Origin of the sequence: Winogradskyella sp. SYSU M77433 (assembly GCF_029911945.1) — a bacterium.
GTDB lineage: Bacteria > Bacteroidota > Bacteroidia > Flavobacteriales > Flavobacteriaceae > Winogradskyella.
Genome location: NZ_JARYTG010000010.1, coordinates 1 through 25,743, shown reverse-complemented (window position 1 = coordinate 25,743; position 25,743 = coordinate 1). Strand labels below are relative to the sequence as shown.

The 25,743-nt window shown below is 32.6% G+C and carries 25 protein-coding genes; 20 read left to right on the top strand and 5 right to left on the bottom strand.

What is annotated here, in order from left to right:
• Positions 1-83 precede the first annotated feature (83 nt).
• The 18 genes from QGM60_RS16980 to secDF all read left to right on the top strand — a co-directional run bounded on the left by QGM60_RS16980 (position 84) and on the right by secDF (position 19,184).
• Positions 84-827: a DUF6090 family protein gene (locus QGM60_RS16980; protein WP_281141452.1), complete on the top strand. Its 744-nt coding sequence runs from the start codon at positions 84-86 to the stop codon at positions 825-827.
• Positions 828-837: 10 nt separating this feature from the next.
• Entirely contained in the window at positions 838-1,587 is a 750-nt protein-coding gene (locus QGM60_RS16975; protein ID WP_281141451.1) for a DUF6090 family protein, read from the top strand.
• 6 nt (positions 1,588-1,593) lie between these two features.
• A complete protein-coding gene (locus tag QGM60_RS16970; RefSeq protein WP_281141450.1) occupies positions 1,594-2,376 on the top strand; it encodes a DUF6090 family protein in 783 nt (260 codons plus the stop codon).
• The gene (locus tag QGM60_RS16965; RefSeq protein WP_281141449.1) at positions 2,373-3,131 is read left to right on the top strand and encodes a DUF6090 family protein; all 759 of its coding nucleotides are present in this window, start codon (positions 2,373-2,375) and stop codon (positions 3,129-3,131) included. The genes QGM60_RS16970 and QGM60_RS16965 overlap by 4 nt, the downstream gene beginning before the upstream one ends.
• Before the next feature lie 3 nt (positions 3,132-3,134).
• Positions 3,135-4,229: a DUF6090 family protein gene (locus QGM60_RS16960; protein WP_281141448.1), complete on the top strand. Its 1,095-nt coding sequence runs from the start codon at positions 3,135-3,137 to the stop codon at positions 4,227-4,229.
• A gap of 4 nt (positions 4,230-4,233) precedes the next feature.
• Positions 4,234-4,986, top strand: coding sequence for a DUF6090 family protein (locus tag QGM60_RS16955; protein WP_281141447.1), 753 nt, complete (start codon positions 4,234-4,236; stop codon positions 4,984-4,986).
• On the top strand, positions 4,979-5,725 hold the full coding sequence (locus QGM60_RS16950; RefSeq protein WP_281141446.1) for a DUF6090 family protein: 747 nt from the start codon (positions 4,979-4,981) through the stop codon (positions 5,723-5,725). The genes QGM60_RS16955 and QGM60_RS16950 overlap by 8 nt, the downstream gene beginning before the upstream one ends.
• 15 nt (positions 5,726-5,740) lie before the next feature.
• A complete protein-coding gene (locus tag QGM60_RS16945; protein WP_281141445.1) occupies positions 5,741-6,457 on the top strand; it encodes a DUF6090 family protein in 717 nt (238 codons plus the stop codon).
• 42 nt (positions 6,458-6,499) lie between these two features.
• On the top strand, positions 6,500-7,738 hold the full coding sequence (locus QGM60_RS16940) for a DUF418 domain-containing protein (RefSeq protein ID WP_281141444.1): 1,239 nt from the start codon (positions 6,500-6,502) through the stop codon (positions 7,736-7,738).
• Positions 7,739-7,744: 6 nt separating this feature from the next.
• Positions 7,745-8,521 carry a DUF6090 family protein gene (locus tag QGM60_RS16935; protein ID WP_281141443.1) on the top strand — a complete coding sequence of 259 codons (777 nt, stop codon included), beginning with the start codon at positions 7,745-7,747 and terminating at the stop codon, positions 8,519-8,521.
• Positions 8,518-9,270, top strand: coding sequence for a DUF6090 family protein (locus QGM60_RS16930; RefSeq protein WP_281141442.1), 753 nt, complete (start codon positions 8,518-8,520; stop codon positions 9,268-9,270). Before QGM60_RS16935 ends, QGM60_RS16930 begins: the two co-directional genes overlap by 4 nt.
• A 170-nt stretch (positions 9,271-9,440) precedes the next feature.
• Positions 9,441-10,010, top strand: a complete 570-nt coding sequence (locus QGM60_RS16925) for a helix-turn-helix domain-containing protein (protein WP_281141441.1) — start codon at positions 9,441-9,443, stop codon at positions 10,008-10,010.
• Between the two features lie 32 nt (positions 10,011-10,042).
• Entirely contained in the window at positions 10,043-10,867 is an 825-nt protein-coding gene (locus tag QGM60_RS16920; protein WP_281141440.1) for a CPBP family intramembrane glutamic endopeptidase, read from the top strand.
• Between the two features lie 249 nt (positions 10,868-11,116).
• The gene (gyrB, locus tag QGM60_RS16915) at positions 11,117-13,054 is read left to right on the top strand and encodes a DNA topoisomerase (ATP-hydrolyzing) subunit B (RefSeq protein WP_281141439.1); all 1,938 of its coding nucleotides are present in this window, start codon (positions 11,117-11,119) and stop codon (positions 13,052-13,054) included.
• A 154-nt stretch (positions 13,055-13,208) separates the two neighbouring features.
• On the top strand, positions 13,209-14,225 hold the full coding sequence (locus QGM60_RS16910; protein WP_281141438.1) for a DUF6588 family protein: 1,017 nt from the start codon (positions 13,209-13,211) through the stop codon (positions 14,223-14,225).
• A 133-nt stretch (positions 14,226-14,358) separates the two neighbouring features.
• Complete coding sequence (locus tag QGM60_RS16905) at positions 14,359-15,285, top strand: malate dehydrogenase (RefSeq protein WP_281141437.1); 927 nt, start codon at positions 14,359-14,361, stop codon at positions 15,283-15,285.
• 73 nt (positions 15,286-15,358) lie between these two features.
• Positions 15,359-15,982 carry a hypothetical protein gene (locus tag QGM60_RS16900; RefSeq protein ID WP_281141436.1) on the top strand — a complete coding sequence of 208 codons (624 nt, stop codon included), beginning with the start codon at positions 15,359-15,361 and terminating at the stop codon, positions 15,980-15,982.
• Positions 15,983-16,136: 154 nt separating this feature from the next.
• Positions 16,137-19,184 (top strand): protein translocase subunit SecDF, encoded by a 3,048-nt coding sequence (gene secDF / locus QGM60_RS16895; RefSeq protein ID WP_281141435.1) that lies wholly within the window; start codon positions 16,137-16,139, stop codon positions 19,182-19,184.
• 96 nt (positions 19,185-19,280) lie between these two features.
• On the opposite strand, the gene QGM60_RS16890 is transcribed toward secDF, so the two are convergent.
• The 5 genes from QGM60_RS16890 to folE all read right to left on the bottom strand — a co-directional run bounded on the left by QGM60_RS16890 (position 19,281) and on the right by folE (position 23,177).
• Complete coding sequence (locus QGM60_RS16890; RefSeq protein ID WP_281141434.1) at positions 19,281-19,781, bottom strand: DUF192 domain-containing protein; 501 nt, start codon at positions 19,779-19,781, stop codon at positions 19,281-19,283.
• Positions 19,781-20,605 (bottom strand): prolipoprotein diacylglyceryl transferase, encoded by an 825-nt coding sequence (gene lgt, locus QGM60_RS16885; protein ID WP_281141433.1) that lies wholly within the window; start codon positions 20,603-20,605, stop codon positions 19,781-19,783. The genes QGM60_RS16890 and lgt overlap by 1 nt, the downstream gene beginning before the upstream one ends.
• 65 nt (positions 20,606-20,670) lie before the next feature.
• On the bottom strand, positions 20,671-20,904 hold the full coding sequence (gene yidD, locus QGM60_RS16880; protein ID WP_281141432.1) for a membrane protein insertion efficiency factor YidD: 234 nt from the start codon (positions 20,902-20,904) through the stop codon (positions 20,671-20,673).
• Positions 20,905-20,960: 56 nt separating this feature from the next.
• Entirely contained in the window at positions 20,961-22,442 is a 1,482-nt protein-coding gene (gene cysS / locus QGM60_RS16875; RefSeq protein WP_281141431.1) for a cysteine--tRNA ligase, read from the bottom strand.
• Positions 22,443-22,499: 57 nt separating this feature from the next.
• Entirely contained in the window at positions 22,500-23,177 is a 678-nt protein-coding gene (gene folE, locus QGM60_RS16870) for a GTP cyclohydrolase I FolE (protein ID WP_281141430.1), read from the bottom strand.
• Between the two features lie 192 nt (positions 23,178-23,369).
• Here folE and QGM60_RS16865 point away from each other — a divergent pair, with 192 nt between their 5' ends.
• On the top strand, positions 23,370-23,831 hold the full coding sequence (locus tag QGM60_RS16865) for a hypothetical protein (RefSeq protein ID WP_281141429.1): 462 nt from the start codon (positions 23,370-23,372) through the stop codon (positions 23,829-23,831).
• Positions 23,828-25,743: PKD domain-containing protein (locus tag QGM60_RS16860; protein ID WP_281141428.1), on the top strand; the 1,916-nt coding region annotated here is incomplete at its 3' end. The genes QGM60_RS16865 and QGM60_RS16860, both read left to right, overlap by 4 nt.

Genomic DNA, 25,743 nt, shown 5'->3' with positions numbered 1-25,743 from the left:
AACAATTCATTACATTTATAAACATATAAGCATAACCAACCATCTCTACTTAAGTATTGCCTACTTACAATTAGATGTAAGTAATGATAAATTTTTTTCGTAAAACTCGACAGAAATTCCTTCGAGAGAATCGCTTTACAAAATATCTGCTTTATGCTATAGGTGAAATTATTCTTGTAGTCATAGGGATCTTAATTGCACTACAGGTTAATAATTGGAATATAAATAGACAGATTCAAAATAAGGAACAAGCCTATTTGCTAGAAATCCGAAATAACCTTCAACAAGATTCATTGAAATTACAATTAGTATTGGATTTTAATAGAAATAAGGTGAAAATAGTTGAAGACATGCTACAGATTTTTATAGACACACTTACAAACCAAGAACGTTATGCTATTTTGAATAAAAACGCCAATAACTTTACCTATTATGAAGTTTTCGATCCTGTACGTATTGCATTCAATAATATGCTGTCAGCTGAAAGTATTGGTCTCATTAGAAATAATGAGTTTAGGAAATCCTTGTCGGAGTATTACAACTATCCCTATTTAGATGGAGTTCAGAATCGTATATCAGTATTAAATAGGAGAGTTGTAGATGAGCATTATCCTAAGTTTTTCACAAAAGAATTTGTGCAAAATTGGATTGGTTTTTCATCAAAGATGCCTCCATTGAGCGATTTGGAAATTGAAAAGGACAATAAATTGATGTCTGATCTTTTTGGTATTAAAATGATTATTAATGTTCAAAATGAATTAATCAAAAATACTCAGAAACAAAATCAAGAATTGATGGCTTTATTGAATTCAAACCTAAAAAACTAATCAAAACCTGATGATAAAATTTTTCCGAAAAACACGTCAAAAATTACTTCAAGAAAATCGTTTTTCAAAGTATATGCTCTATGCTATAGGCGAAATAATACTTGTGGTTATTGGTATTTTGATTGCACTTCAAATCAATAATTGGAAAGATTACAAAAAGAATAGAGTAGAAGAGCAGCAAATTTTAAAGAACTTTAAGGAAGATTTAGAAACGGATAAGAAATTGCTTGATGAATTTAAGGGAAAGGCTTTATCCTATTCAAAATCTGCAGATACAATCTTGCTGTCAATAAATGAAGCTGTGCCTTTTGATCCTAATAAATTTATAGGTCATGCTTCAGCAATAATTTCAAATATCTATTTTGAGTCTAGTAGCTCAACTTTTGATCAGTCTTTGAGCACGGGTAAAATTGATTTGGTAGAAAATGCAGAACTTAGAAAAGAGCTTTTGGAGTACTACAAACTGACCAAACTTAATTTTGAAGACAAGCGTATTTCAGAAACCAACCAAAATTTTGTTTTTCCTGAAGTTTTTTCTCAAATCGTTGCCACAAAAGAAGTGAGTGAACAATTAACAGGTATTGCAACCAAACTTCCTCAATTTGATTTGCATAGTCTCGCCACAAATAGAGCATTTAGTACATGGGTTATACTGAAAAAACTGGCTTTTAGGGAGCAGTCTATAAACTACACCGAACTATCTGAGAAAGTTATGGACTTAATAAGTAAAATAGATGAAGAAATAGAAGGTAACAACTAAAGTTCAATGATAAGATTTTTCCGAAAAATGCGTCAGAATTTAGTAGCTAAAAATCGTTTTAGTAAGTACTTGCTTTATGCTATTGGCGAAATTATTTTAGTGGTCATTGGCATTCTTTTAGCACTTCAGATTAACAGTTGGAATCAACAGCGCATTGAGGATAAAAAGGAAGAGGAATTGCTTTCAGATCTGAAAAGTGAATTTCAATATAATTTAACAGAGTTAGAGGAGTCTATCAAAATCAATAAAAAAGTGAGTCAATCTTGTATTGAGCTTACCGTAATAATTAGGTCTAACACCATTGGCAAAAACTCTCAAAAGGTTGATGAGTTATTGATAGCTATAGGTAACTTTAATTCTTTTGATGCTAGAACAGGGGTTTCTAATGAGATCGTTAATTCCGATAAATTAAGCTATTTAAAGAATGAGGAACTGCGCAGGCAATTGAGTAATTGGTTAACTACAATTGTAGATTGTGAAGAGGATATTCTTTTTAGGTCAGATAATTACACTATAAACCTTATCCCTTTTTTAATGAAGCGATTTCCTTTGGCAAATGGTGAGTTAACCAAAAAATTAGCATTTGACAAGAATAACTATTTGGAAGCCTACAAGGAAAGTTCACCATTCAAATATAATTTACCTCAAGAAGATTTAATGGAATTTGAGAACCAAATATGGCACCATAAACATAATCAAGATTATGTAGCGGTTAATGAATTAAACTTGAAAGATTTCATTCTAACCACCATAGATATGATTGAAAAACAACTAAAAGAAAACGAATGATTAAATTCTTTAGAAGCATCCGAAAATCACTTCTTAGTGAAGGCAAAACAAGCAAGTATTTTAAATATGCTATTGGTGAAATCATACTCGTTGTTATTGGTATTCTCATAGCGCTTCAAATTAATAACTGGAATGAGAATAGGAAATCTCAAGAAAAAATCGACAACTATTTCAATAAAATGCTTGTGGAGATGAGGCAAAAGAAAGATTGGCTCAAAAATTATCAAAAAGGTAATCGAAAGTTCAATCAAGACGTTGAGCGCATCGCACATATAACTGCTTATAAGAACGCGGATTCCATACCTGTTTTAAAATCCTTATTGGGAAGCCTTACAGTTGCAGGAGATCCAAATATTTCTTTTCCTGTGCTAGATGAGTTTTATAATCAGGATCTACAAGTAGCCATAAAGAACGATTCCTTAAAAATATACCTGGAGCGATTGCTGGATCTGAGATTGGTTAGAAATCAAGTGTCAAGCTTTGCTTTAGATCAATATATAACCAATGTTGAACCTTTTTACATTAAGCATATAAACTATAGCCAAACCGCTACCAATAATTACTACTATGATGGATTTCTTGATAAAGGTCCAGATACCAACTATGAGAACCTCCTTTATAGTATGGAATTTTGGAATATTATTAACTTAAAACTCGATACTAATAGTACTGCTTCAAGAATTTTAGAAGGTTTGATAATTACCATTGATCATATTATCGAGTTACTAGAAAAAGAAATAAAAATGCAAAAGTGACCTATGATAAAATTCTTTAGAAACATTCGTAAAAAACTTTTAAATGAGGGTAAAACCTCAAAATACTTTAAATATGCCATTGGCGAAATCATACTCGTTGTTATTGGTATTCTCATAGCGCTTCAAATTAATAACTGGAATGAAAAGCGCAAACAAACCGAATTAGGCTATCAATATTTAACCGAAATGCGCTATGAGCTACAGGATGATGTTGTTTTGCTCGACTTCTATATAAACGGATTAAAAAAAAGCATTGAAAACCATGAAGCTGCTTTAAAAACTAAAAACATAAACACCTTACCATTAGATAGTCTTTATATGCTTGTATCACCTCAAAATTTAGATTTTAAGGTAAGTGAATTAACTTATAATAAAATGACCAATTTAGGTATTTCTAAATTATCCAATAACGACCAGTTAAATACAATGGTTACCAATTATTATAATAAGCAGGTAGTAAACTTAAAACTATCACTATCCTTTTTAATTGAAGAATTAAAAAAATATGCGGACTATTTCCAGTATCAACAAGACTATTTTGATTGGTATCCTGTTGATGAATATCCGTCACTTATAAATGAAACTCAAGAAGAATATTATGGTTTAAACAGGCTAGGGCTTATAAAATTTGCAACGTCTGCTAGAGGAAGAAATCTCATCATTAATGATTTAGAAAGTAAGCAGTATGCATTAAATCATCTAGAAGAATTTCAAGCTGCTACGGTTGGCTTATTAAATGCTGTTTATAATGAGCTAAAACAGCAAGACCCTACTACAGACCCGTTACCAGAATTACCCGAAGAGTACAACTTTAAAGCTATTGAGCTACCCCAAGATGTTCTCAAACAATACGTTGGACGATATGAGTTAACACAAGAAACCTTTGTAATGATAAAATTTGAAAATAAAAAACTCTTGTTAAGTTACTATGACAAGGATGGCGCAAACATACCTAATAATGAAATTTTACCTTACGAAACGGATAAATTTTATATTAAAAAATATTTTCAGCGCGTGTATTTTAATAGAGATGAAGGCAACATAAAAAGTCTTGCCTTTGATCAAAATGGAGTAAGAGAGTTTAAAAAAATAGACTGATGCTATGATAAAATTCTTTAGAAATATTAGAAAATCACTTCTTAATGAAGGTAAAACAAGTAAGTATCTAAAATATGCTATTGGCGAAATTGTGCTTGTTGTTATTGGTATTCTGATAGCCCTACAGATTAATAATTGGAATGAAAACAGAAAAGGTTTAAATAAAAGAAGTGCTTACACCAAGTCCCTTTTAAAAGAACTAAAACAAGACACTACAGATTTTAGAAAGAACACAGAATTTCTTAAGAAACAAATGGATATCTTGAAAGGTTTTCATGAAAGACTAAAATCAGAAAGCGCAACCATAGACACCATGAAACAGATTGCCCGATATGAGTTTGATATGGTAATAGATAACAAAAAAAACTACAACGACAAGACAATGCGGTCTTTACAAACTTCGGGGGAAATACAATTATATCCTAAATATGTACAAGAGTTAATGCTCGAACTCACAGCGATTCAGGAAGAATATAATGATCTTATAGAGCTATACCTTGCGGATTATCTACATGCAGTCCAAGTGCAAAATCTTTTGGTCACAAAACCCGAAAAGTATAATTTTTTTGGAATCAATGATAAATTCAAATCTAAAACTTGGAATGCTATGGATGATGTTGATTTTATCACGGTTTTTGACAATTTACTAAATTCAAAGTTAGACTTTACTAACTCAAGAATCATGATTTATGATATGGTTTCCAAAAAAACGGAAGCGCTTATAGAAACCCTTCAAACTCTAGATGAAAATGATTAAACTCTTTAGAAACATCCGTAAAAAATTTCTTAGCGAAGGCAAAACTAATAATTACCTAAAGTATGCCATTGGAGAAATTATTCTGGTAGTGATTGGGATATTAATTGCGTTACAAATTAATAATTGGAACCAAAACCGAATAGAAAATAATAGAGCTCGTAAGTTATTAAAAAACATGGTAGAAGATTTGGCTACCGATACACTAATGCTAAACCAAAGTATTACAAATTATGAGTTTCAGAGTAATAATTGCGTAAAGCTTTTGAATGATTCTCTTTTTGCTAATACAAAGGCAGACTCTATATTTTTTATGCTTCCATTAAATCAAGCAGGACTACTTTTAACCACTCAAGCTTTTGATAAAATTAATAACGCAAGTCTCACCTCTTTACTGGGTTCATCTGAGTTAGATCAAGCTATTAGTGAATATTACATTACGTCAGCCGAGTATGCGGAAAAACAGTTTACATGGGAAGAACAAAGGACCAATAAAGATGAGGACTTTTGGCTTGATGCGCTACAAATGGAAATTCCGCAATATTTTAAGGTCAAAAACAACCCGAGTTATAAACAATCTGAATCTGAGAGAAAACAAGAGTTGTTACGAGTTATTGCTTCCACCGAAGGCAGACAAAGAATTCGATTTGCTTTAGATAGAAAACAAATGATATTGTATTCAATAAAAATTAGAAAGGAAATGGCAATAGATTTAATTTCTCAAATTAAAAAGTACTTATAAAATGACCAAACCAGTATGATAAAATTCTTTAGACATATTAGGAGGTCACTTCTAAATGAAGGCAAAACTACCCAATACTTTAAATACGCTATTGGGGAAATTGTACTTGTGGTTATTGGTATTTTAATGGCATTGCAGATTAATAACTGGAATGATAATCGTAAAACTCGAAATTATGAAAAAGAAATACTGTCTTTAATCAATCAAAATCTACAAAAAGATTCTTTAGCGCTATCAATTGAGTTAGATAAAGCAAAGGAAGGTATCTTATTAACGGATCGTGTATTAAAGGAGATTGCTAAGGGAAATTATATAGATAGTCTCTATTTCTGGATGGGAAAAATAATAACATTTGAAAGGTTCAAGTCACAATCTAGTGCATTTGAGATATTAAAAGCTAGAGGTATTGAAACAATATCTGATAAAACACTTCAACTGGCATTAATATCGTATTACGATGATAATTTATTTAAAGTATATCAGTCTTTAGATGATGTGGAGCAGTCTTTTAAAAAAGATTGGCAACCAATATTAAAGAATGATTTTCTTGATTTTAGGTGGCGTGAATATTGTGAACCTAATAATCCAAAAGAGTTCTTTGAAAATCCATCAACCATAACTTTTTTTAAAATTTATCAAGACAATAGAAAAGGGATTGTGAGGAACACGCAATTAGCAATAGACAAAATATCTGAAATAAGAATAATTACACAAAAGCATATTTATGATTAAATAAAACAGTTAAAATAAAACGAACCAAAACCACCAACCAAGATGCAAAATGATACAGTTAAACCCATTCAAAAAAGTGAGCGCATTCACTATCTTGATATTTTAAGAGGCATTGCCATATTCTTTATTTATTCTGCTAATATTTTATTCTTTTCTGGAATTTGGTTTTTTCCAAAAGAAAAGATAGCCTATACATTACCAACCGATGAAATCTTTGCTTTCGTAAACTATGTTCTTGTCGATGGTAAGTTCTATTCCATATTTTCCATATTATTTGGTATCGGTTGTTACATACAGTATAATAACCTTACGTCTAATAATAAAGCCTTTGCACCTTTTTTTAGGAAACGCATGTTTTGGCTTCTACTATTTGGTTTAATTCACATGTTTTTGTTTTGGCCAGGAGATATTTTGACCTTATATGCATTTCTAGGGTTTTTCCTCATTTGGTTTGTGAAGAAGTCAAACAAAACACTTCTTGTCACGGCCTCTATACTTATTTTATTTCCTTTGGTGAATTGGGCGTTTATGCATTTTTCAGGAATTTATTATCCAGGAATAGCTTTTCAAAAAAGTACTGAAGTCTATCAACACTTTGAAATGCCAGTAATTAAATTTGGTGAATATTTACAACCAAATATATTAGCCTTTCTTGAAAATGACAATATTGGTGATTTCTTCAAAATGAGCCTTGGAAACGGTTTTGTAAGGATAGGCATGATATTGGATGAAGCACGAATTTTTAAAGTTTTTGGTATTTTTTTGATTGGCCTTTGGGCAGGTAGAAAAATTTTAAATAATAATCTTCTTGAAGATACAAGTTTCCTAAAGAAAGTATTTGTAATTGGATTGATTGTTGGCTTACCAATAAATATTGTTAGAGGCTACATAGAAATTTATACTGAAAATTCAGATACCTTACATCTTTTTCATATTCTAGCTTATGCCTTAGGTACTGTGCCTTTAGCTTTGAGTTATGCGGCAGGAATTGCGTTGTGGACTAAAAAAGGGACAAAGTATTTAAATTGGTTTGCTCCCGTTGGTAAAACAGCATTGTCAAATTATCTTTTTCAGACCTTTATATCTATAATAATCTTTTACGGTGTTGGATTTAATTTAACAGGTAAGTTCGGTTTTACTTATGTTATGATTATCGGTTTAGTGATTTTTGCTATGCAAATCCTACTTAGCAAAATATGGTTATCCTATTTTAAATTCGGTCCTATGGAGTGGCTCTGGCGAAAACTAACTTATGGTATTAATCTCAAATTGAAGAAATAATCACCTATGCTTAAATTCTTTAGAAATATTAGAAAATCCCTTCTCAATGAAGGTAAGACTGGAAAGTACCTTAAATATGCTATTGGAGAAATTGTACTTGTTGTTATTGGTATTTTAATAGCGCTTCAAATTAACAATTGGAACGAAAATAGAAAATTAGAAAATAGTAAGGAAAAACTAATGTTGGCGCTAAAAAAAGAATTATTAATCAATCAGGAGACATTAGAACGCTATACTTTAGAGTTGTATGATAGCAACAGTAAGTTTAATAAAGTACTTAATGTTTCTGCAGGTAAAATTACTTTGCCTCCAGATAGCTTAAAGCAATATTTGTCTGAGGCGATGTATGCAACAACATTGTCATTTTTGAATACGGTTCAAGAGGAAGCTGTTTCCACTGGTAAATTTGAGCTTTTAAGTGATACTTTAAAACAAAAATTGTCCCTCTTAAAGGACTATACCAAGTCAAGAACTTCAATATATGAGGAAAGAAGTAAAAATTACTACAATAGTGATCTTAAACTTGAAAAACTAAAGATTAAACTGGGAATGAATCCTGATGTGCCAGAACGTATTTCATCACATCCGCCTATTCCTACACATCCAGAATTTTTGTTAAATGAATCGGAATTATTAGAAGTAATTAAGGATCCTGAGACCTATATAGCTCTTGGGAATATTTATAAAAATTATATGAATGATGAAATCTGGATAAAATTTGGTTTACTCAGGTTAACCAAGGAGTCTGTAGCTTTAATCGATAAAGAATTAAGTGAATTATGATTAAAATCTTTAGAAATATTAGAAAGTCACTTCTTAACGAAGGTAAAACTGGTAAGTATTTTAGATATGCTATTGGCGAAATCATTCTTGTTGTAGTTGGAATTCTAATTGCACTTCAGATTAATAACTGGAATGAAGAAAGAAAGGATAAAGTCAAGGAAACAAAAATGCTAATGTCACTTCAGGAAGACTTTCAATCTACAAGAAGTAATTTAAAAGCTTCGCTAGACTATTATCCTGTGCTCAGACGTCGTCTAGAGAGACAAATAAAATATCTGGGTTTCACTAAGGAAGAAATCAACGATTCGGTAATTAGTTATTTATCGGGTACTTTTTTTCCTAATACCGAAATCATAGAAGGAAGTTTAAATGTTATTTTAAGTTCAGATAATCTTCAGCTTATTTCTAACGATAGTTTAAAAAAACACCTTACAGCTTATCCATCTTACTTATCGAGCTTTAAAGAACAGGAATTTGAGACAAAAAATCTTGTTTTAAAAGAACATAGGCCTATTGTAGAACGTCATATTTCTTTAACAGATTGGTTTCTTGATGATGAAAAATATCCAGATTTAAGAGATAGGGCTATTCCTTCTGATTTTGTATCATTGGTCAATGATCATGATTTTCAAAACGTCTTAGTTAAAGAAATATATCATATATGGTACACTACTGATAGAGCAAAATTCCTTCTCGAAAAAACCGAGAAAATTCTCGAAAGTATCAACGAAGAACTAAAGTCTGATTAATGACTAAGTTTTGATTGTTTTAGAAAAATATCTTATCGTATTATGAAGCTTTTTAATAGTGGTGTGCTTCAAAACCCTTATATTTACTAATAATGACAGATAGGTGACATTTAAATGTCGTGCTAAAAACCAGGTGTTAGCTGTAAGTTTGTATCAGCAAAACAATAGCAATGAAAAATAATTCTATCAGTGACAACTTAGTTTATCAGAGAAAACTAAAAGGCTTTACACAAGAGCAGCTTTCAGAAGAATCATCAGTTACAATTCGTACAATACAACGAATAGAAAAGGGTGATGTGCAACCGCATTTGCAAACCGTAAAATTACTAGCTGTAGGTTTGGGAATAGAAGTAGAGGACTTAATAGTTTTAGACGACCCGAAAACAGAAACCGTACAACGCAAATGGATGCTGTTGCTACATGGCTCACCATTTTTTGGTTTAGTAATCCCTTTTGCAAATGTTTTATTTCCACTTTTTATATGGATAAGTAAAGCAGAAGACAATAAAATATATGATGAACATGGTCGTGCAATTATTAATTTTCATTGTACTATAAACCTCTTGCTGATTATATCTTTATTGTTGTTTTTTCCATTTCCAGGTTTCAATTATTTTCTAACGGCAGCAGTATTTCTTTTCGGTATTATTTTTAGCCTGAAAAATTTAATGTCTGCACTAAGTTCAGGAACTTGCTATTATCCGTTATCCATCCCTTTCCTTAAATCAAAAAAGATTTAGTTCATTTTTTAACATTTTAAAATTTATATGACATGAAAACAAAATTCATGCAGATATCTTCTGCACTTATGTTACCTATTGCTTTTATAGTAATTTTAATTCTTTTGAATATTGTGCCCTTTGCTTCACTGAGTAAGTATGGCTTTGGTGGAATACTCGTTACTGCAATTGCTTTGTTGCTTACCTATGGTTTTGTAAAAAAAGATGGGAAAACATTAAGGGATATAGGGTTTTCTTTTAGTAAGAATACTCCAATCAACTTTTTAAAAGGGCTAATGATTGGATGTTTGGTAGCAATAACAATGTTTGCGATAATTCTAACCCTTTCAGAATTGCAAATTTCTTTTAATGAAGAAGCAAATATTCCGAGTGTTTTGATATGGTTATTGGCTTTTTTTCCACTTGCATATATGGAAGAAGTGATTTTTAGAGGTTATGCATTTACAAAGCTCATTGAACTTGGTGGAATTTGGCCTGCCCAAATTTTAATGGCATTACTTTTTACTTGGTATCATGATTTTACAGGTGCTACATTTTTTGTTCAGTTGTTAGGTCCTGGTGTTTGGGCGCTAATTTATGGTGTTGCATTAATCTGGTCTAAAGGAATAGCGTTACCTACAGGATTGCACATGGGTTTAAATATTATTTTAGCTTTGGTAAGTCAAAAAGATAATAGAGAGGGTTTATGGTATTTAGACTATAAAACAGAAAATACTCAAGATTTAATTTTAGACAGTGAGACTGTTAGTTTGATTATGCAGATTTGTGTTTTAGTAACCGGAATAGTTTTGACAGAATATTTTAGAAGAAAGTATAGAAATAAAGGTAAAATGTTGAACCAATTAAAAGCAAAATAACGGTCGATAAAACACTTTTGTAAAATTCAATTGTCGGTAAGTAGAAAAAAACACTAAGATCCAATTTAAAGTACTTTTTAGGCGTTTTAAGCAACTTTTTCTTAATTAACAATTGTTAATAATTATCCCTTTCAATCGATTAAAAGCTTTTAAAAAGCCATCTAAATTCGTATATTTGTTTGTACTCAAAAGAGACGCCAAAACAGCGTCTTTTTTTGTGTTGAAATAGCAATAAAATTATAAGTTTATATGAGCGAAGAAAACAAAAAGCAATATGGCGCAGATAGTATCCAAGCCCTCGAAGGGATGGAGCACGTGCGCATGCGTCCATCAATGTATATTGGTGATGTTGGAGTAAGAGGATTACATCACTTAGTGTATGAGGTTGTAGACAACTCTATTGATGAGGCACTTGCTGGTCATTGTAATAATATTTCGGTAACTATCAATGAGGATAATTCCATAACTACAGAAGATGATGGTCGTGGTATTCCGGTAGATTTACATAAAAAAGAAGGTGTATCTGCATTAGAGGTTGTAATGACTAAAATTGGAGCAGGTGGTAAGTTCGATAAGGATTCTTATAAGGTTTCTGGTGGACTTCATGGTGTAGGTGTTAGTTGTGTGAACGCATTGTCAGAGCACTTAAAAGCTACAGTTTACAGAAGTGGACAAATTTGGGAACAAGAATACGAAAGAGGAAAAACACTTTACCCAGTTAAGGCTGTTGGTGAGTCTGATAAAACAGGTACTATTGTAACTTTTAAACCAGATCCTCAAATATTCCAACAAACATTAGAATACAATTACGATACTTTAGCAAGTCGTATGCGAGAATTGGCATACCTTAATAAAGGGATTACAATTCATTTAATAGACAAAAGAAGCAAAAAAGAGGATGGTTCTTTTGAAGGAGAAACGTTTCATTCGGAAGAAGGTCTTACTGAGTTTGTAAAGTTCTTAGACGGAAACAGAGAGCCTTTAATGCAAAGTGCTATAGCTTTTGAAGGGGAAAAGAATGGTATTCCTGTAGAGGTGGCTATGATTTATAATACGTCTTATGCGGAAAATCTTCACTCTTATGTAAATAACATTAATACGCACGAAGGTGGTACGCACTTATCAGGATTTAGACGTGGTTTAACGCATACATTGAAAAAATATGCGGATGAATCAGGAATGTTAGATAAGTTAAAGTTCGATATTGCAGGTGATGATTTCCGTGAAGGTTTAACAGCTATCGTTTCGGTAAAAGTTGCAGAACCACAGTTCGAAGGTCAGACAAAAACTAAGTTGGGTAATCGTGAAGTTTCAGCGTCTGTGTCTCAAGCAGTTTCAGAAATGTTAACAGATTACTTAGAAGAACACCCAGATGATGCTAAAACTATCGTTCAGAAAGTAATACTTGCAGCTCAAGCACGTCATGCAGCTCAGAAAGCACGTGAAATGGTGCAGCGTAAAACTGTAATGAGTATTGGTGGACTTCCTGGGAAATTATCAGATTGTTCAGAACAAGATCCTGAAAAGTGTGAAGTATTCTTGGTTGAGGGTGATTCCGCAGGTGGAACAGCTAAACAAGGTAGAGATAGAGCGTTTCAAGCAATTCTACCATTAAGAGGTAAAATTCTTAATGTTGAAAAAGCAATGACACACAAGGTTTTTGAAAATGAAGAGATCAAAAATATCTTTACAGCATTAGGTGTTACAATTGGTACAGAAGAAGATAGTAAAGCGCTAAACCTTTCAAAATTACGTTACCACAAAATCGTAATTATGTGTGATGCCGATATTGATGGGTCTCACATTGCGACTCTAATTCTTACCTTCTTCTTCCGTTATATGAAAGAATTGATAGAACAAGGACATGTTTATATTGCAACTCCACCATTATACTTGGTGAAGAAAGGCTCTAAGAAACAATATGCTTGGTCAGACAAAGAGCGTGATACTATAGCCGAATCTTTTGGTGGTAGTGTAGGTATACAACGTTATAAAGGTCTTGGTGAGATGAATGCAGAGCAACTTTGGGATACCACTATGAATCCTGAGTTTAGAACATTACGTCAAGTTAATATTGATAATGGAACTGAGGCAGACCGTATCTTCTCAATGTTAATGGGAGATGAGGTACCACCACGTAGAGAATTTATAGAAAAGAATGCTATCTATGCTAATATTGACGCGTAAATAATATTTTTTAAAACTAAACTTAAAGCAATTACGTTAATAATGTAGTTGCTTTTTTTATACACTTGAATGTCGATAAAATACAAATTATGTCGGTAAAGTGTTTAATTAAGGTTGTTTTAATATATTTGTCCCAGATTTAAACCCAATTCAAATGAAAAAAAGAATTTTATTTTCAATAGTTTTTTTAATCAGCTTATTAACTCGTGCGCAAAATGATATAGATGTTCTTCTTGCTGCAGGTATAGATGATGCGCAACGCTTCGCAAAAGATTATTTGGCTCCTGGTACTAATGGAATCATGCACAGTATGAATGCTAACTGGTTTAATTCGGCAAAAGTAAAGCCCTTAGGAGGCTTTGAGATTTCAGTAATAGCAAATGCTTCTTTGGTAAAAGATGAAGATAAAACCTTTTACTTGAACACGGCAGATTATAATAATGTGCAATTTGTAACTGGTCCAAGCGCACAGAATGTAGCTTCTGTTTTAGGAGAGAATAATCCTGATATTTTTGTTGAGATTCAATATGATGATCCGATTTTTGGAACACAAACAGCTCAGATTGAGCTTCCACAAGGTATAGGTGATCAAAGTGCTAATATGCTTCCGACAGCCTTTATACAGGGTGCCGTTGGTATAAGTAGTGGTTTAGAGTTAAAAGCACGTTTTGTTCCTAAGGTAGAAACTGATGAAGTTGATATAAGTATGTATGGTGCAGGTTTACAAGTGGAATTTACAGATTGGTTGCCAGCAGATAAAATTTGGCCAGTGGCAATTTCTGGTTTGGTAGCTTACAATCACTTAGATGGTTCTTATGATATTACCGATTCGTCAGGAATTGATGGTGAAAATCAGAAATTGGAAAATAGTACTAATACATGGTTGTTTCAGCTTATAGCTTCAACCAAAATGCCTGTAATTAATTTTTATGGTGGTTTAGGATATATTAGCGGAAAAGCAGAGTCTGATTTAAAAGGTAACTATAGAGTAACAAATGGATTTTTAACAACAGATACTATTACAGATCCATTTTCAGTTTCCAGTGAGGTTTCAGCTGTCAGAGGAACTATCGGGACAAAATTAAAACTAGGTTTTTTCAGATTGAATGCAGAATATCATCTTTCAGAATTTGATGCCTTTTCTGTAGGTATTAATTTTGGATTTAGATAGTCAGAAAAAATATTTTTTTAAATATTGAAAAGCACAAGATATACTCTTGTGCTTTCTTCTTTTACAGGGATTTTATTTGTAAATTTGTTGCTATTAATACATTTAGTTTCACAATAAAAAATTATATAAAAACATGAAAGTAACAGTAGTTGGAGCTGGAGCAGTTGGTGCAAGTTGTGCCGAGTATATTGCTATTAAAAATTTCGCTTCAGAAGTTGTAATTTTAGACATTAAAGAAGGATACGCAGAAGGTAAAGCAATGGACCTAATGCAATGTGCTTCACTTAACGGATTTGATACAAAAATTACAGGTAGTACAAACGATTATTCTAAAACTGCAGATAGTGACATCTGTGTAATTACTTCTGGTATTCCTCGTAAACCAGGAATGACTCGTGAAGAATTAATAGGTATCAACGCAGGTATCGTAAAAACTGTTTCTGCTAATTTAGTAGAGCACTCTCCAAATACTATTATCATTGTAGTAAGTAATCCGATGGATACAATGACTTACTTAGTTCATAAAACTACAGACCTTCCTAAAAATAGAATCATAGGAATGGGTGGAGCTTTAGATTCTGCACGTTTCAAATACAGATTAGCTGAAGCTTTAGAAGCACCAATTAGTGATGTTGACGGAATGGTTATCGGTGGTCACAGTGATGTTGGTATGGTACCATTAACATCTCACGCGACTAGAAACAGTATAAAAGTTACTGAATTTTTATCAGAAGAACGTCTTGAGCAAGTAAAAGAAGATACTAAAGTTGGTGGTGCTACACTAACTAAATTATTAGGTACTTCTGCTTGGTATGCTCCAGGTGCTGCTGTTAGTGGTTTAGTACAAGCGATTGCTTGCGACCAAAAGAAAATTTACCCTTGTTCTACGTTATTAGATGGGGAATACGGATTAAGTGATCTTTGTATTGGTGTTCCAGTTGTTTTAGGTAAAAACGGTATTGAAAGCATTGTAGATGTACCATTAAGCGATGCTGAAAAAGAGCATATGGCTGCAAGTGCAGAAGGAGTTAAAAAGACAAATGGTCTTTTAGAATTATAAAATTCATTCTTAACAGAATATATTTAATAAAGACTGTAGAAATACAGTCTTTATTTTTTTCTATATTTGGCGCGTGAAAATTAGATTGCAATTTGGAATCCTTATCGTTTTACTAGCGTTTTTTGGAACGTTAGTAGAGCAGCCTATTGTTCCAAATCAGCAGATTGTAGTTCATTTTTCTGATCAAAATATTTCTGATCAAGATACAGAAAAGACGATTCTGAACATTCAGGAAGAATTACAACGTATTGGCGCAAAGCATGTGCAAATTGGTTATGATGCACAAGGTCAATTGAAGATTACTTACTACAGTGAATCAGATGTTGAACTTATTCAAAATTTACTTCTTCAAGAAAACTTCAAAGTAAGTTTTAATTCAAACCAAGACAAGTCTAGTAACCCTTCAGAACAAAAGGATGTAAAGGATTATGAACTTAATATTTCTGAAATTCAGAAAGATACTCATAATAATGATTGGGGTTTTGAAGGTACAGAAGTTGTTGAGTTTAATCAAAAAACAGATCATCCTCATAACGATTTTAAAGTAAAAGCCTTTGCGAAATATATTAATACTTCGCATACTATATTTGAAAATACTACGGAAACAGAAATGTACGCTGTAGTCATTATTTCAAACAACAATACTCATAAAATACCTGAAGTTAGGGCAGGACCCAACGCTGCTAGAATTATATAATCTACAATAATTCTATAATCAACTTTTCAAAGCTTTTATCAATCAAAAAGCTATAAAAATCATATCAATAAAAACAATTGTCGAGTTTGGATGTAAAGTATATATTTGCGCCCAGAAAAATTTTATATAAGATTCGACACTAAATAATTACAAAATGCAAAACAAAGGAATAATTAAACTTTTTGCCATTTTATTTGGGTTGGTAAGTATTTACCAATTGTCTTTTACATTTAAAGCCAATCAAATAGATGAGCAAGCAGAGCAAGCCGCAATTAGTAAGTATCCTGACACGGTTGAGGATTACCAAACTAAGCGAAATGTAGCAGAAATTAACTACTTAGATTCTTTAAAAACAACTAAAGTTAAAGTAGGAGATAAGTTTGAGCCTATTGAGGTTTACAACTTAGGAGTAGCACAGTTTACGTACCCAGAAGTACAAAACAATGCCATGAACCTTGGTTTAGACCTTAAAGGTGGTATTAACGTAATTCTTCAAATTTCAGTAAGAGACATCTTAAAAGGTTTAGCAGGAAACAGTAAAGATCCTGTGTTTAACAAAGCTTTAGATGATGCTGATGAACTTCAAAAAGATTCACAAGATTCTTACTTGCAATCGTTCTTCGCAGCTTTCGATGCTATTAAAGGAGATACAAAATTAGCGTCGCCAGATATTTTCGCTAATCGTGATATGATGGGTACCATCGACAGAAACATGTCTGATGATGAAGTAAAAGGTATTCTTGAAACTAAAATAGATGAGTCTATTGTTTCTGCTTTTGAGGTATTACGTAAGCGTATCGATAAGTTTGGTGTTACATCTCCAAACATTCAACGTTTAGGAAACTCTGGTCGTATTTTATTAGAACTTCCAGGTGCTAAAGATATAGAGCGTGTTAAAGATTTAGTTACTAAAACAGCACAATTACAATTCTGGGAAACTTATAAAGTAGATGAGGTTGCACCTTATTTATTACAAGTTAATCAAGCTTTAGTAGAAGCAGCTGAAAAAGAAAAACCAGCAAATGAAGAAGAAGTTGCAGAAGCAGAAGTAGAGCAAGATTCAACCGCTAATGCTATTGATGAATTAACTGGTCAGATAGAGTCTGCAGATTCAACAAACGTTGCAGATGTAAACCCATTAGGTATTCAAGGTTTTGGAAACGGTCCTGTAATAGGGATGTTCCTAGCTAAGGATAAGGAAAGAGTAATGGCTAAGCTTAATGACCCTAAAAACAGAGCGCAGTTACCAGCAGAAATGCGTTACTTAAAATTTGTTTGGGGATTACAAGAAGAAGATTCTGAGTATTCTCAATTATATGCAATAAAAAATAATAGAGATGGTGAGCCAGAATTAAGTGGTGCTGTTATTACAGATGCAAGACAAGATTATGATCAGTTAAGCAGACCAGCAGTTAGTATGCAAATGAATGCTCAAGGTGCAAAGACTTGGGAGGAAATGACTAAAGTGGCTTATGAAACTCAAGGTTATATTGCCATAGTTTTAGATGATATTGTTTACTCTGCACCAAGTGTTTCTACAGGTCCTATTTCTGGAGGTAATTCTCAAATTTCTGGAGCGTTTTCTTTAACAGAGGCGGTGGATTTAGCAAACGTTTTAAGAGCTGGTAAATTACCTGCTTCGGCTACAATTGTTCAAGCAGATGAAGTTGGTCCATCTTTAGGACAAGAAGCTATTGATAGTGGAATGAAATCATTTATAATAGCATTGGTGTTTGTATTATTATGGATGGTGTTTTATTACGGTAAGTCAGGAATTTTTGCTGATATCGCTTTGTTATTAAACATCTTATTAATTTTTGGTGTCTTAGCAAGTTTAGGCGCAGTATTAACTTTACCTGGTATTGCAGGTATTGTATTAACAATAGGTATTTCGGTAGATGCCAACGTACTTATATTCGAACGCATTAGGGAAGAGTTAGCTAAAGGAAAATCGCAAAAAGAATCTATTAAAGATGGTTTCTCTAATGCATTATCTTCAATTTTAGATGCTAACATTACTACTGGTTTAACAGCGATTATCTTATTTGTATTCGGAACTGGACCTATCAAAGGTTTCGCAACCACATTAATCATAGGTATTTTAACATCATTATTTACAGCAATCTTTATCACAAGATTATTGATAGACTGGTATGTAAATAGAGGTGGTAACTTAGACTTCTCAACAGGTTTAACAAAGAACTTATTTAAGAATGTAAATATCGATTTCTTAAAGAAGCGTAAGATTGCTTATATTCTTTCAGGTGTTTTATTATTAGCAAGTTTAGGGTCTTTAGTCACTACAGGATTAGATCAAGGTATTGACTTTGTTGGTGGTAGAACATACCAAGTACGTTTCGACCAAGAAGTGAGTGTAGAGGAAGTAAAATCTGACTTAAATGCTGTTTTTGAAAGTGCTGAAGTTAAGACAATTGGTGGTCCTAACCAGTTAAAAATTTCAACAAAATATAAAGTTGAAGACAGTACAATAGAAGCAGATGAAGAAGTTCAGTCTATGCTTTTCGGTGCTTTACAAAAGTATTTGCCATCAGGAATGACATATGAAGAATTTTTAGATGGTTCTGGTGAGGCAAAAATTGGTAAAATGTTGTCTAGTAAGGTGAGTCCAACAATTGCAGATGATATTAAAAAATCTTCAGTATGGGCAATTCTGGGATCTTTGGTTGTGGTATTCCTTTACATCTTATTTAGATTTAAAAGATGGCAATTCTCTCTTGGTGCTGTTGCTGCAGTATTCCATGATGTTATAATTGTATTAGGTATCTATTCTATAACATGGAGATTTATGCCATTTAGTATGGAGATTGATCAAACGTTTATTGCTGCGATATTAACCGTTATTGGTTACTCATTAAACGATACCGTGGTTGTATTTGATAGAATTAGAGAATTCTTAAATGAGCATACAAGCTGGAACTTTAAGAGAACTATAAACGAATCTATAAACAGTACAATTAGTAGAACATTAAATACATCTTTAACAACTTTAGTGGTGTTATTAGCAATGTTCATCTTTGGTGCAGATTCACTTAAAGACTTATTATTCGCATTAATAATAGGTGTTATTGTAGGTACATATTCATCTGTATTTATTGCTACACCATTAATGTATGATACAGCTAAAAAAGGTGATGCAGCAGAATCACTTAAGAACAAAGTAAAAGAAGAAGAGGAAGCGTAATTGCTGAGTTTTCTATCATTGATACAAAAAAAGAGCCTTTCTGAAAAGAAGGGCTTTTTTTTTATTATCGTTTCTGTAAGACAGCAGTCTTGATCTTTATTTCAAAATTTTAAAATCAATTTTATCACCTTCTTCCAATTGCCATTCATCAAATAAACCACCATTTATTTCTAAAACATATTTAGCAGGTGTTCCTGAAGGTAAAGAGGCTTCATTAAAAGGCTTAGCGTTCTTTTGCACACTCACTATAGAACTATCTGCAGCGATATAAATAATGTCTAATGGAATTTTTGTATTCTTCATATAAAAACTTCTGTAGTCTTCATAAGGGAATACAAACAACATACCGTGATTAGTTTCTAATTTTGATCTGTACATCAAACCCGTTTGCGTTTCGTATTCGTTGTCAGCGACCTCAATATCTAAAGTTTTTATAATAGAGTCAGACTTAGTCCTTCTAATTTTTAAAACACCTTCTTTTTTAAAACTAACTTCAACTTTGTCCTCAGTTTTAGTAGGTTTATCGGTTTCTTTACATTGTGTAAATGCCAATAATCCTAATAGTACAAAAGGGTATTTAGAAACTTTAAAAGTCATTAGTTCAATTCTTTTTTAGGCTTATAGGCAAACATAAAATAAAGACCAATGAGTACAAATGGTATGCTTAACCATTGCCCAGTATTTAAGAACCAGTCTTCACGTGCATCTACTTGTGCTTTTTTTACAAATTCTACAAAGAATCGTATGGTCCAAAGTAGTACTAAAAATAGGCCGAATAAAAAGCCCTGTTGTTCTGATTTTTTAGTTTTCCAGTAGAAATAAAACAGAATTAAAAACACAAAAATATAGCAAAATGCTTCGTAAAGTTGTGCTGGATGTCTTGGCTCAGTTTCACTTAGCTGTTTAAAAACCACACCGAAATCACTATTGGTGAATTTTCCAACGATTTCAGAGTTGATGAAATTTCCAATTCTAACAAACACAGCGCCTAGTGCAACAGGAACAACAACTCGATCTAAAATCCATAAAACTGATTTTTTTAAGATTTTCTTATTGTATAAATACATTGATATAATCATCGCAATGGCAGCGCCATGACTAGCCAAACCTTGGAAACCAGTAAATTCAAATCCACCTTTAAATTTAAATGGAAGAAATATGCTAAAAAAGTCTTCTGTTATTAACTCTGGTTGATAAAATATAACATGCCCAAGCCTTGCACCCAACATTATACCTAAAACAGAATAAATAAATAATGAATCTAAAGATTCTTCAGATTGACCTTCGTTTTTGTAGATACGCTTCATAATGTAAAAGCCTAGGATAAAGGCTACAATCCACATAACGCTATAAAAATGAAGTTTAAAAAATCCTAAATCAAGATACTTTACAGGATCCCATACAATGTATAATAAATGCATATAATATCACTTTGAGCTGTAAATATACTATTTTGAAAGGTATTGAAAATGAGATTAACGTAATATTAATCTTCTTTTGGTGGAACAGGGTCGTAACCTTTTCCTCCCCAAGGATGACAACTAAAAATCCGTTTTATAGCTAACCATCCGCCTTTAAAAATTCCATGAACTTCCAAAGCTTCTTTAGCATAATGCGAGCAAGTAGGTTGATATCTACATGTTGCAGGTGTAAGAGGCGAAATAAAAGTCTGATAGATCTTTATTATAAATAAAAAGGGAGCAATCAGAATTTTTTTCATAATGAATGATATAAACTAATAAGTTCGTTCCTTTAAAGAATATTTAAAAGTGACTTTTAGTTGGTCGTAAAAGTTGTGCCATCCTTGCCATCTTGCAATTGTATGCCAGCTTCAGCGAGTTCATCTCTAATCTTATCAGAAAGTGCAAAGTCTTTATTTAATCTTGCTTCTTTTCTAAGATTGATTAAAATTTCAACAGCACTAGTTAATTTAACGGTAGTGTTGTCTGTTTTTGAAGCATCTTGTAAGCCTAAAATTTCAAATGAAAATAATTCTAGAGTTTCTTTTAGTAGCTCTAAATCGTCTTTAGAAATTGTAGCATTACCTTCCTTAACTTGGTTGATGAATTTTACAGCATCAAAAAGCTTAGCGATTAATATTGGTGTATTAAAATCGTCATTCATAGCATCATAACATTGCTGTTTCCATTCAGAAATGTTAATAGAAGAAGAATCATTTGTTTTTAAAGTACCAACAATTTTTAGAGCTTCCATTAGGCGATTGAAGCCTTTTTCAGCCGCAAGAAGTCCGTCGTCAGTTAAGTCTAGAACACTTTTGTAAGAGGCTTGCATCATAAAGAAACGCACAACACTTGGACTGTAACCTTTGGACATAATGTCGTTTTTACCAGAAAGTAATTCGGCAGGATTAATATAGTTTCCGGTAGATTTACTCATTCTAGCTCCATTTAACTCAAGCATGTTAGCGTGCATCCAGTATTTTACAGGATCTTGGCCTTTGGCAGCTTTATTTTGTGCTATCTCACATTCGTGATGTGGGAATTTTAAGTCCATTCCACCACCATGAATATCAAATTGTTCTCCAAGATATTTAGTGCTCATTGCTGTACACTCAAGGTGCCAGCCAGGAAAACCATCGCTCCAAGGAGATGGCCAACGCATAATGTGAGTAGGCTCAGCCTTTTTCCAAAGTGCAAAATCTTGTGGATTCTTTTTATCACTTTGTCCATCAAGCGTACGTGTATTATGAATAAGATCTTCAAGCTTACGTTTGCTCAAAATTCCATACTCGTTAGACTCATTATATTTGTGAACATCAAAATAAACAGAACCATTTACAATATAGGCAAAGCCATTGTCTATGATAGTTTGGATCAATTCTATTTGCTCAATAATATGACCTGTAGCAGTTGGCTCTATGCTTGGTGGCAAAAAGTTGAAGGTGTTTAAAACGTTATGAAAATCTACAGTATAACGCTGTACAATTTCCATTGGTTCTATAGCTTCTAAACGTGCTTTTTTGGTGATTTTGTCTTCACCACGATCGGCATCATTTTCTAAATGTCCTGCATCTGTAATATTTCTTACATACCTAACTTTATAACCAAGGTGCTTAAAGTATCTAAAAATCATGTCAAAAGACATGAAAGTTCTTACATTACCCAAATGTACATTACTATAGACCGTTGGTCCACAAACGTACATGCCTATGTGTCCTTTAGTTATAGGTTCAAAAGGTTCTTTTTCTCCCGTTAGAGAGTTGTAAATCTTTATATTTTGGGTATCGTAAAGTGGCATGTTTTGAGTTTGAAAAAATGTTTAGCAAAACTAAACAACTAACTCAGAGAAAACAAGCTAAAATTGCGTATCTAATTGAATATAATCCAAAAATTCTCTTCGAGTTTCCTTTTCTTTGAATTTTCCACCAAATTCAGAAGTTACAGTACTGCTTTCAATATCTCTTATACCTCTAGAATTTACACATAAATGTTTGGCGTCAATAACACAAGCGACATCTTCAGTCCCTAGTACGTTCTGAAGTTCTTTTACTATTTGAATAGTTAAACGCTCTTGTACTTGTGGTCGCTTAGCATAGTAATCAACAATTCTGTTCATTTTAGATAAACCAACAACAGTACCGTTAGAGATATAAGCAACATGAGCTCTACCAACTATAGGAAGTAAATGGTGCTCGCAAGTAGAGTAAACCGTAATGTTTTTTTCTACTAGCATTTCACCATATTTATATTTGTTGTCAAAAGTGGAAGCACTTGGCTTTTTTTCAGGGTCTAAACCACCAAAAATTTCATTGACAAACATTTTTGCAACACGGTTTGGAGTGCCTTTAAGGCTATCATCAGTAAGATCTAGTCCTAAGGTTTCCATAATATGGCGTACATCGTCCTTAATAATATCTATTTTCTCTTTACCAGAAAGTTTAAATGCATCAGCTCTCATAGGTGTATCACTTGAAGTTCCTACGTGGTCATCGCCTAAAGCATCAATATCATTAAAATCACTTTCAATTTTCATATACAAAATATTAGTCCATCATTAAAAGAAGATGCAAAGATAAGCAATAAAATAGTTTAGATAAGGTAGGAGTTTTTTAATTCTAACTGTTATATAAGTAAAACCGTTAAAATACCAATTAACACTGGTGAATTAACAGTTGTTTCTATAAAATTTTCTTATTTTTCGCAATTCTAAAATTCAGGTTAAGCTATGACAAAATTTTTTACAATTTTAATTTTTTTACTTTTACCCTTTTGTTTGTCTGGGCAGCAAACAGTTAAAAAAATCCCTCTTAAAGTTATTCAATTTGATGATAACGTAGATTTACCTCTAACTATTAAAGAGAGACAACAAATAGATGAAGTTTATGGTGATCAGGCTGAAAAGTATGTTTACAGTAATGCTTTTCGTTTAAAAAACATTAAAGACATTTTAAGAAATAGAGTGGTTATAAAATTAATCACAAAGGAAGCTGATAAAAAGCAGTGTAAAAACTTATCAGAAATTCCGCTATTGAACAGTTTTGTTTCAAACATTGAAAGAGATAAAACTTTCGATCCTAAAAAATTCAATCCTTTGAAATATAATTTTGCATTTAACTCTCAGGGTTCTAGTATTTATCATGTTGATAATACTAATTATTACATCATCATAAAATCTCAATATCAATGAAAAATTTCACAAAAATGAAGTGCTTTTTAGCTTTAATTTCAGTAATGTTTTCATCGGTATTGTTTGCGCAAGATGTTGACATGTTTAACGGAGTAGTCAATCAATGTGGAGGTGTTTTATATGACTCAGGAGGAGAGTTCGGTAATTACGGAAATGACGAAAATATTGTAATGACTATCTGTCCAGAAGATCCAGGTCAAAGAATAGAACTAAATTTCACAGAGTTCAGTACTCAACTTAATACTGATATTATAACTATTTATAACGGTGATACTAACGATCCTGACCTAGCTTTTGGTCAATTTTCTGGTGCACTATCCCCTGGTTTAGTAGTGGCGACAGAGGAAAATACTAGTGGTTGTATTACAATAGAGTTTGTTTCTAATGATTCAGGAAATACTAGTGGTTGGGCAGCAGCTATTTCATGTATTACACCTTGTCAAGTAATTACTTCACAGATAGATGTAGCCACTCCTGCACCAAATAGTGATGGATATATAAGAGTTTGTACTGGAGAAGAGATTACACTTGAAGGAAGTGGCAATTTTGAATTTGATGGTACTGGTGCTATTTATGAATGGGACTTAGGTGATGGTAATACTGTAGAGGGAGAAACTGCTGTGTTTTCTTATTCAGAACCCGGTGTGTATATAGTAAATCTAAATATTAGAGATGCTAATACATCTATTAATCCTGATGGTTGTCCTAATACGAATCTTATAAATCAGGTTATTCAGGTTGCCACAGATCCAGATTTTACAGGAACAGCTGCAGTCGAAAGTGTTATATGTTATGGTGAAAGTACAGATATTACAGGCTATGTAGAGGCTGTTCCTTTTGTTAATGATTGTACACCACCAGTCAGTGGAACAACATTTTTACCTGATGGATCGGGTGCACAATATGAAACCTGTATAACAGTAGATTGTTTTGATTCATCACAAACGTTAACAGATCCTAATCAATTAGTTGAGGTTTGTGTTAATATGGAGCATTCTTATTCTGGTGATTTAGATATATTTATTCAGAGTCCAAATGGGCAAGAAATTAGATTATTCGATCAAGCTGGTGGAGGAACCTATTTTGGTGGTGCAAATGATGATGGTTCTAACACACCAGGTACAGGTGAGACCTATTGTTTTACTATGAGTGCTTCAGTATTATTGGCTAATGCACCGACAGAAATTAATGGAACCAATCCACCAAACAATTCTTGGGTTCCAGGATCTTATTTGCCTTATGAAGATTTTAATGGTTTGGTAGGTAGTCCTTTAAATGGTGATTGGTGTATTAGAATTGTAGATAACTTATCAATAGATAATGGTTATATATTTGAGTGGTTCTTAAACTTTGATCCTAATATTCAACCACCAGAGTTATCATTTACACCTGTTATTACTGATGAAGGATGGTTAGATGACCCAACTATCACAAATACCAGTGGTAGTACAATTACTGTTTCTCCTCCTGATGCAGGTGTTTATACCTACACCTATGCAGCTACTGATGATTTTGGATGTGAGTACTTACAAAGTGTTCAGGTAGAGGTTTTACCAGAAATAATTACTGATGTTCCAAACAATTTATATTTATGTGACCAAGGTGCGCCACCTTACATTTTTGAATTAAGTTCAAATACTTCTGTAGTTACAGCTAATGCAACTAATCCATCAGATTTGGAGGTTACTTATCACAACTCATTAGCTGATGCTGAAAATGATGTAAGTGAAATACCTAATCCAGATAATTACTCGGGAACTGATGGTGAAATTATTTATGTTAGAGTAGAGTACTTGGAATCTGATTGTTATGAGATTCTAACATTTACGCTGAATGTCACAGACCAACCAACGATTAATCCAGTAGCTAATTTGGAGTTATGTGATGACGATAGTAATGATGGGGTAGAGGA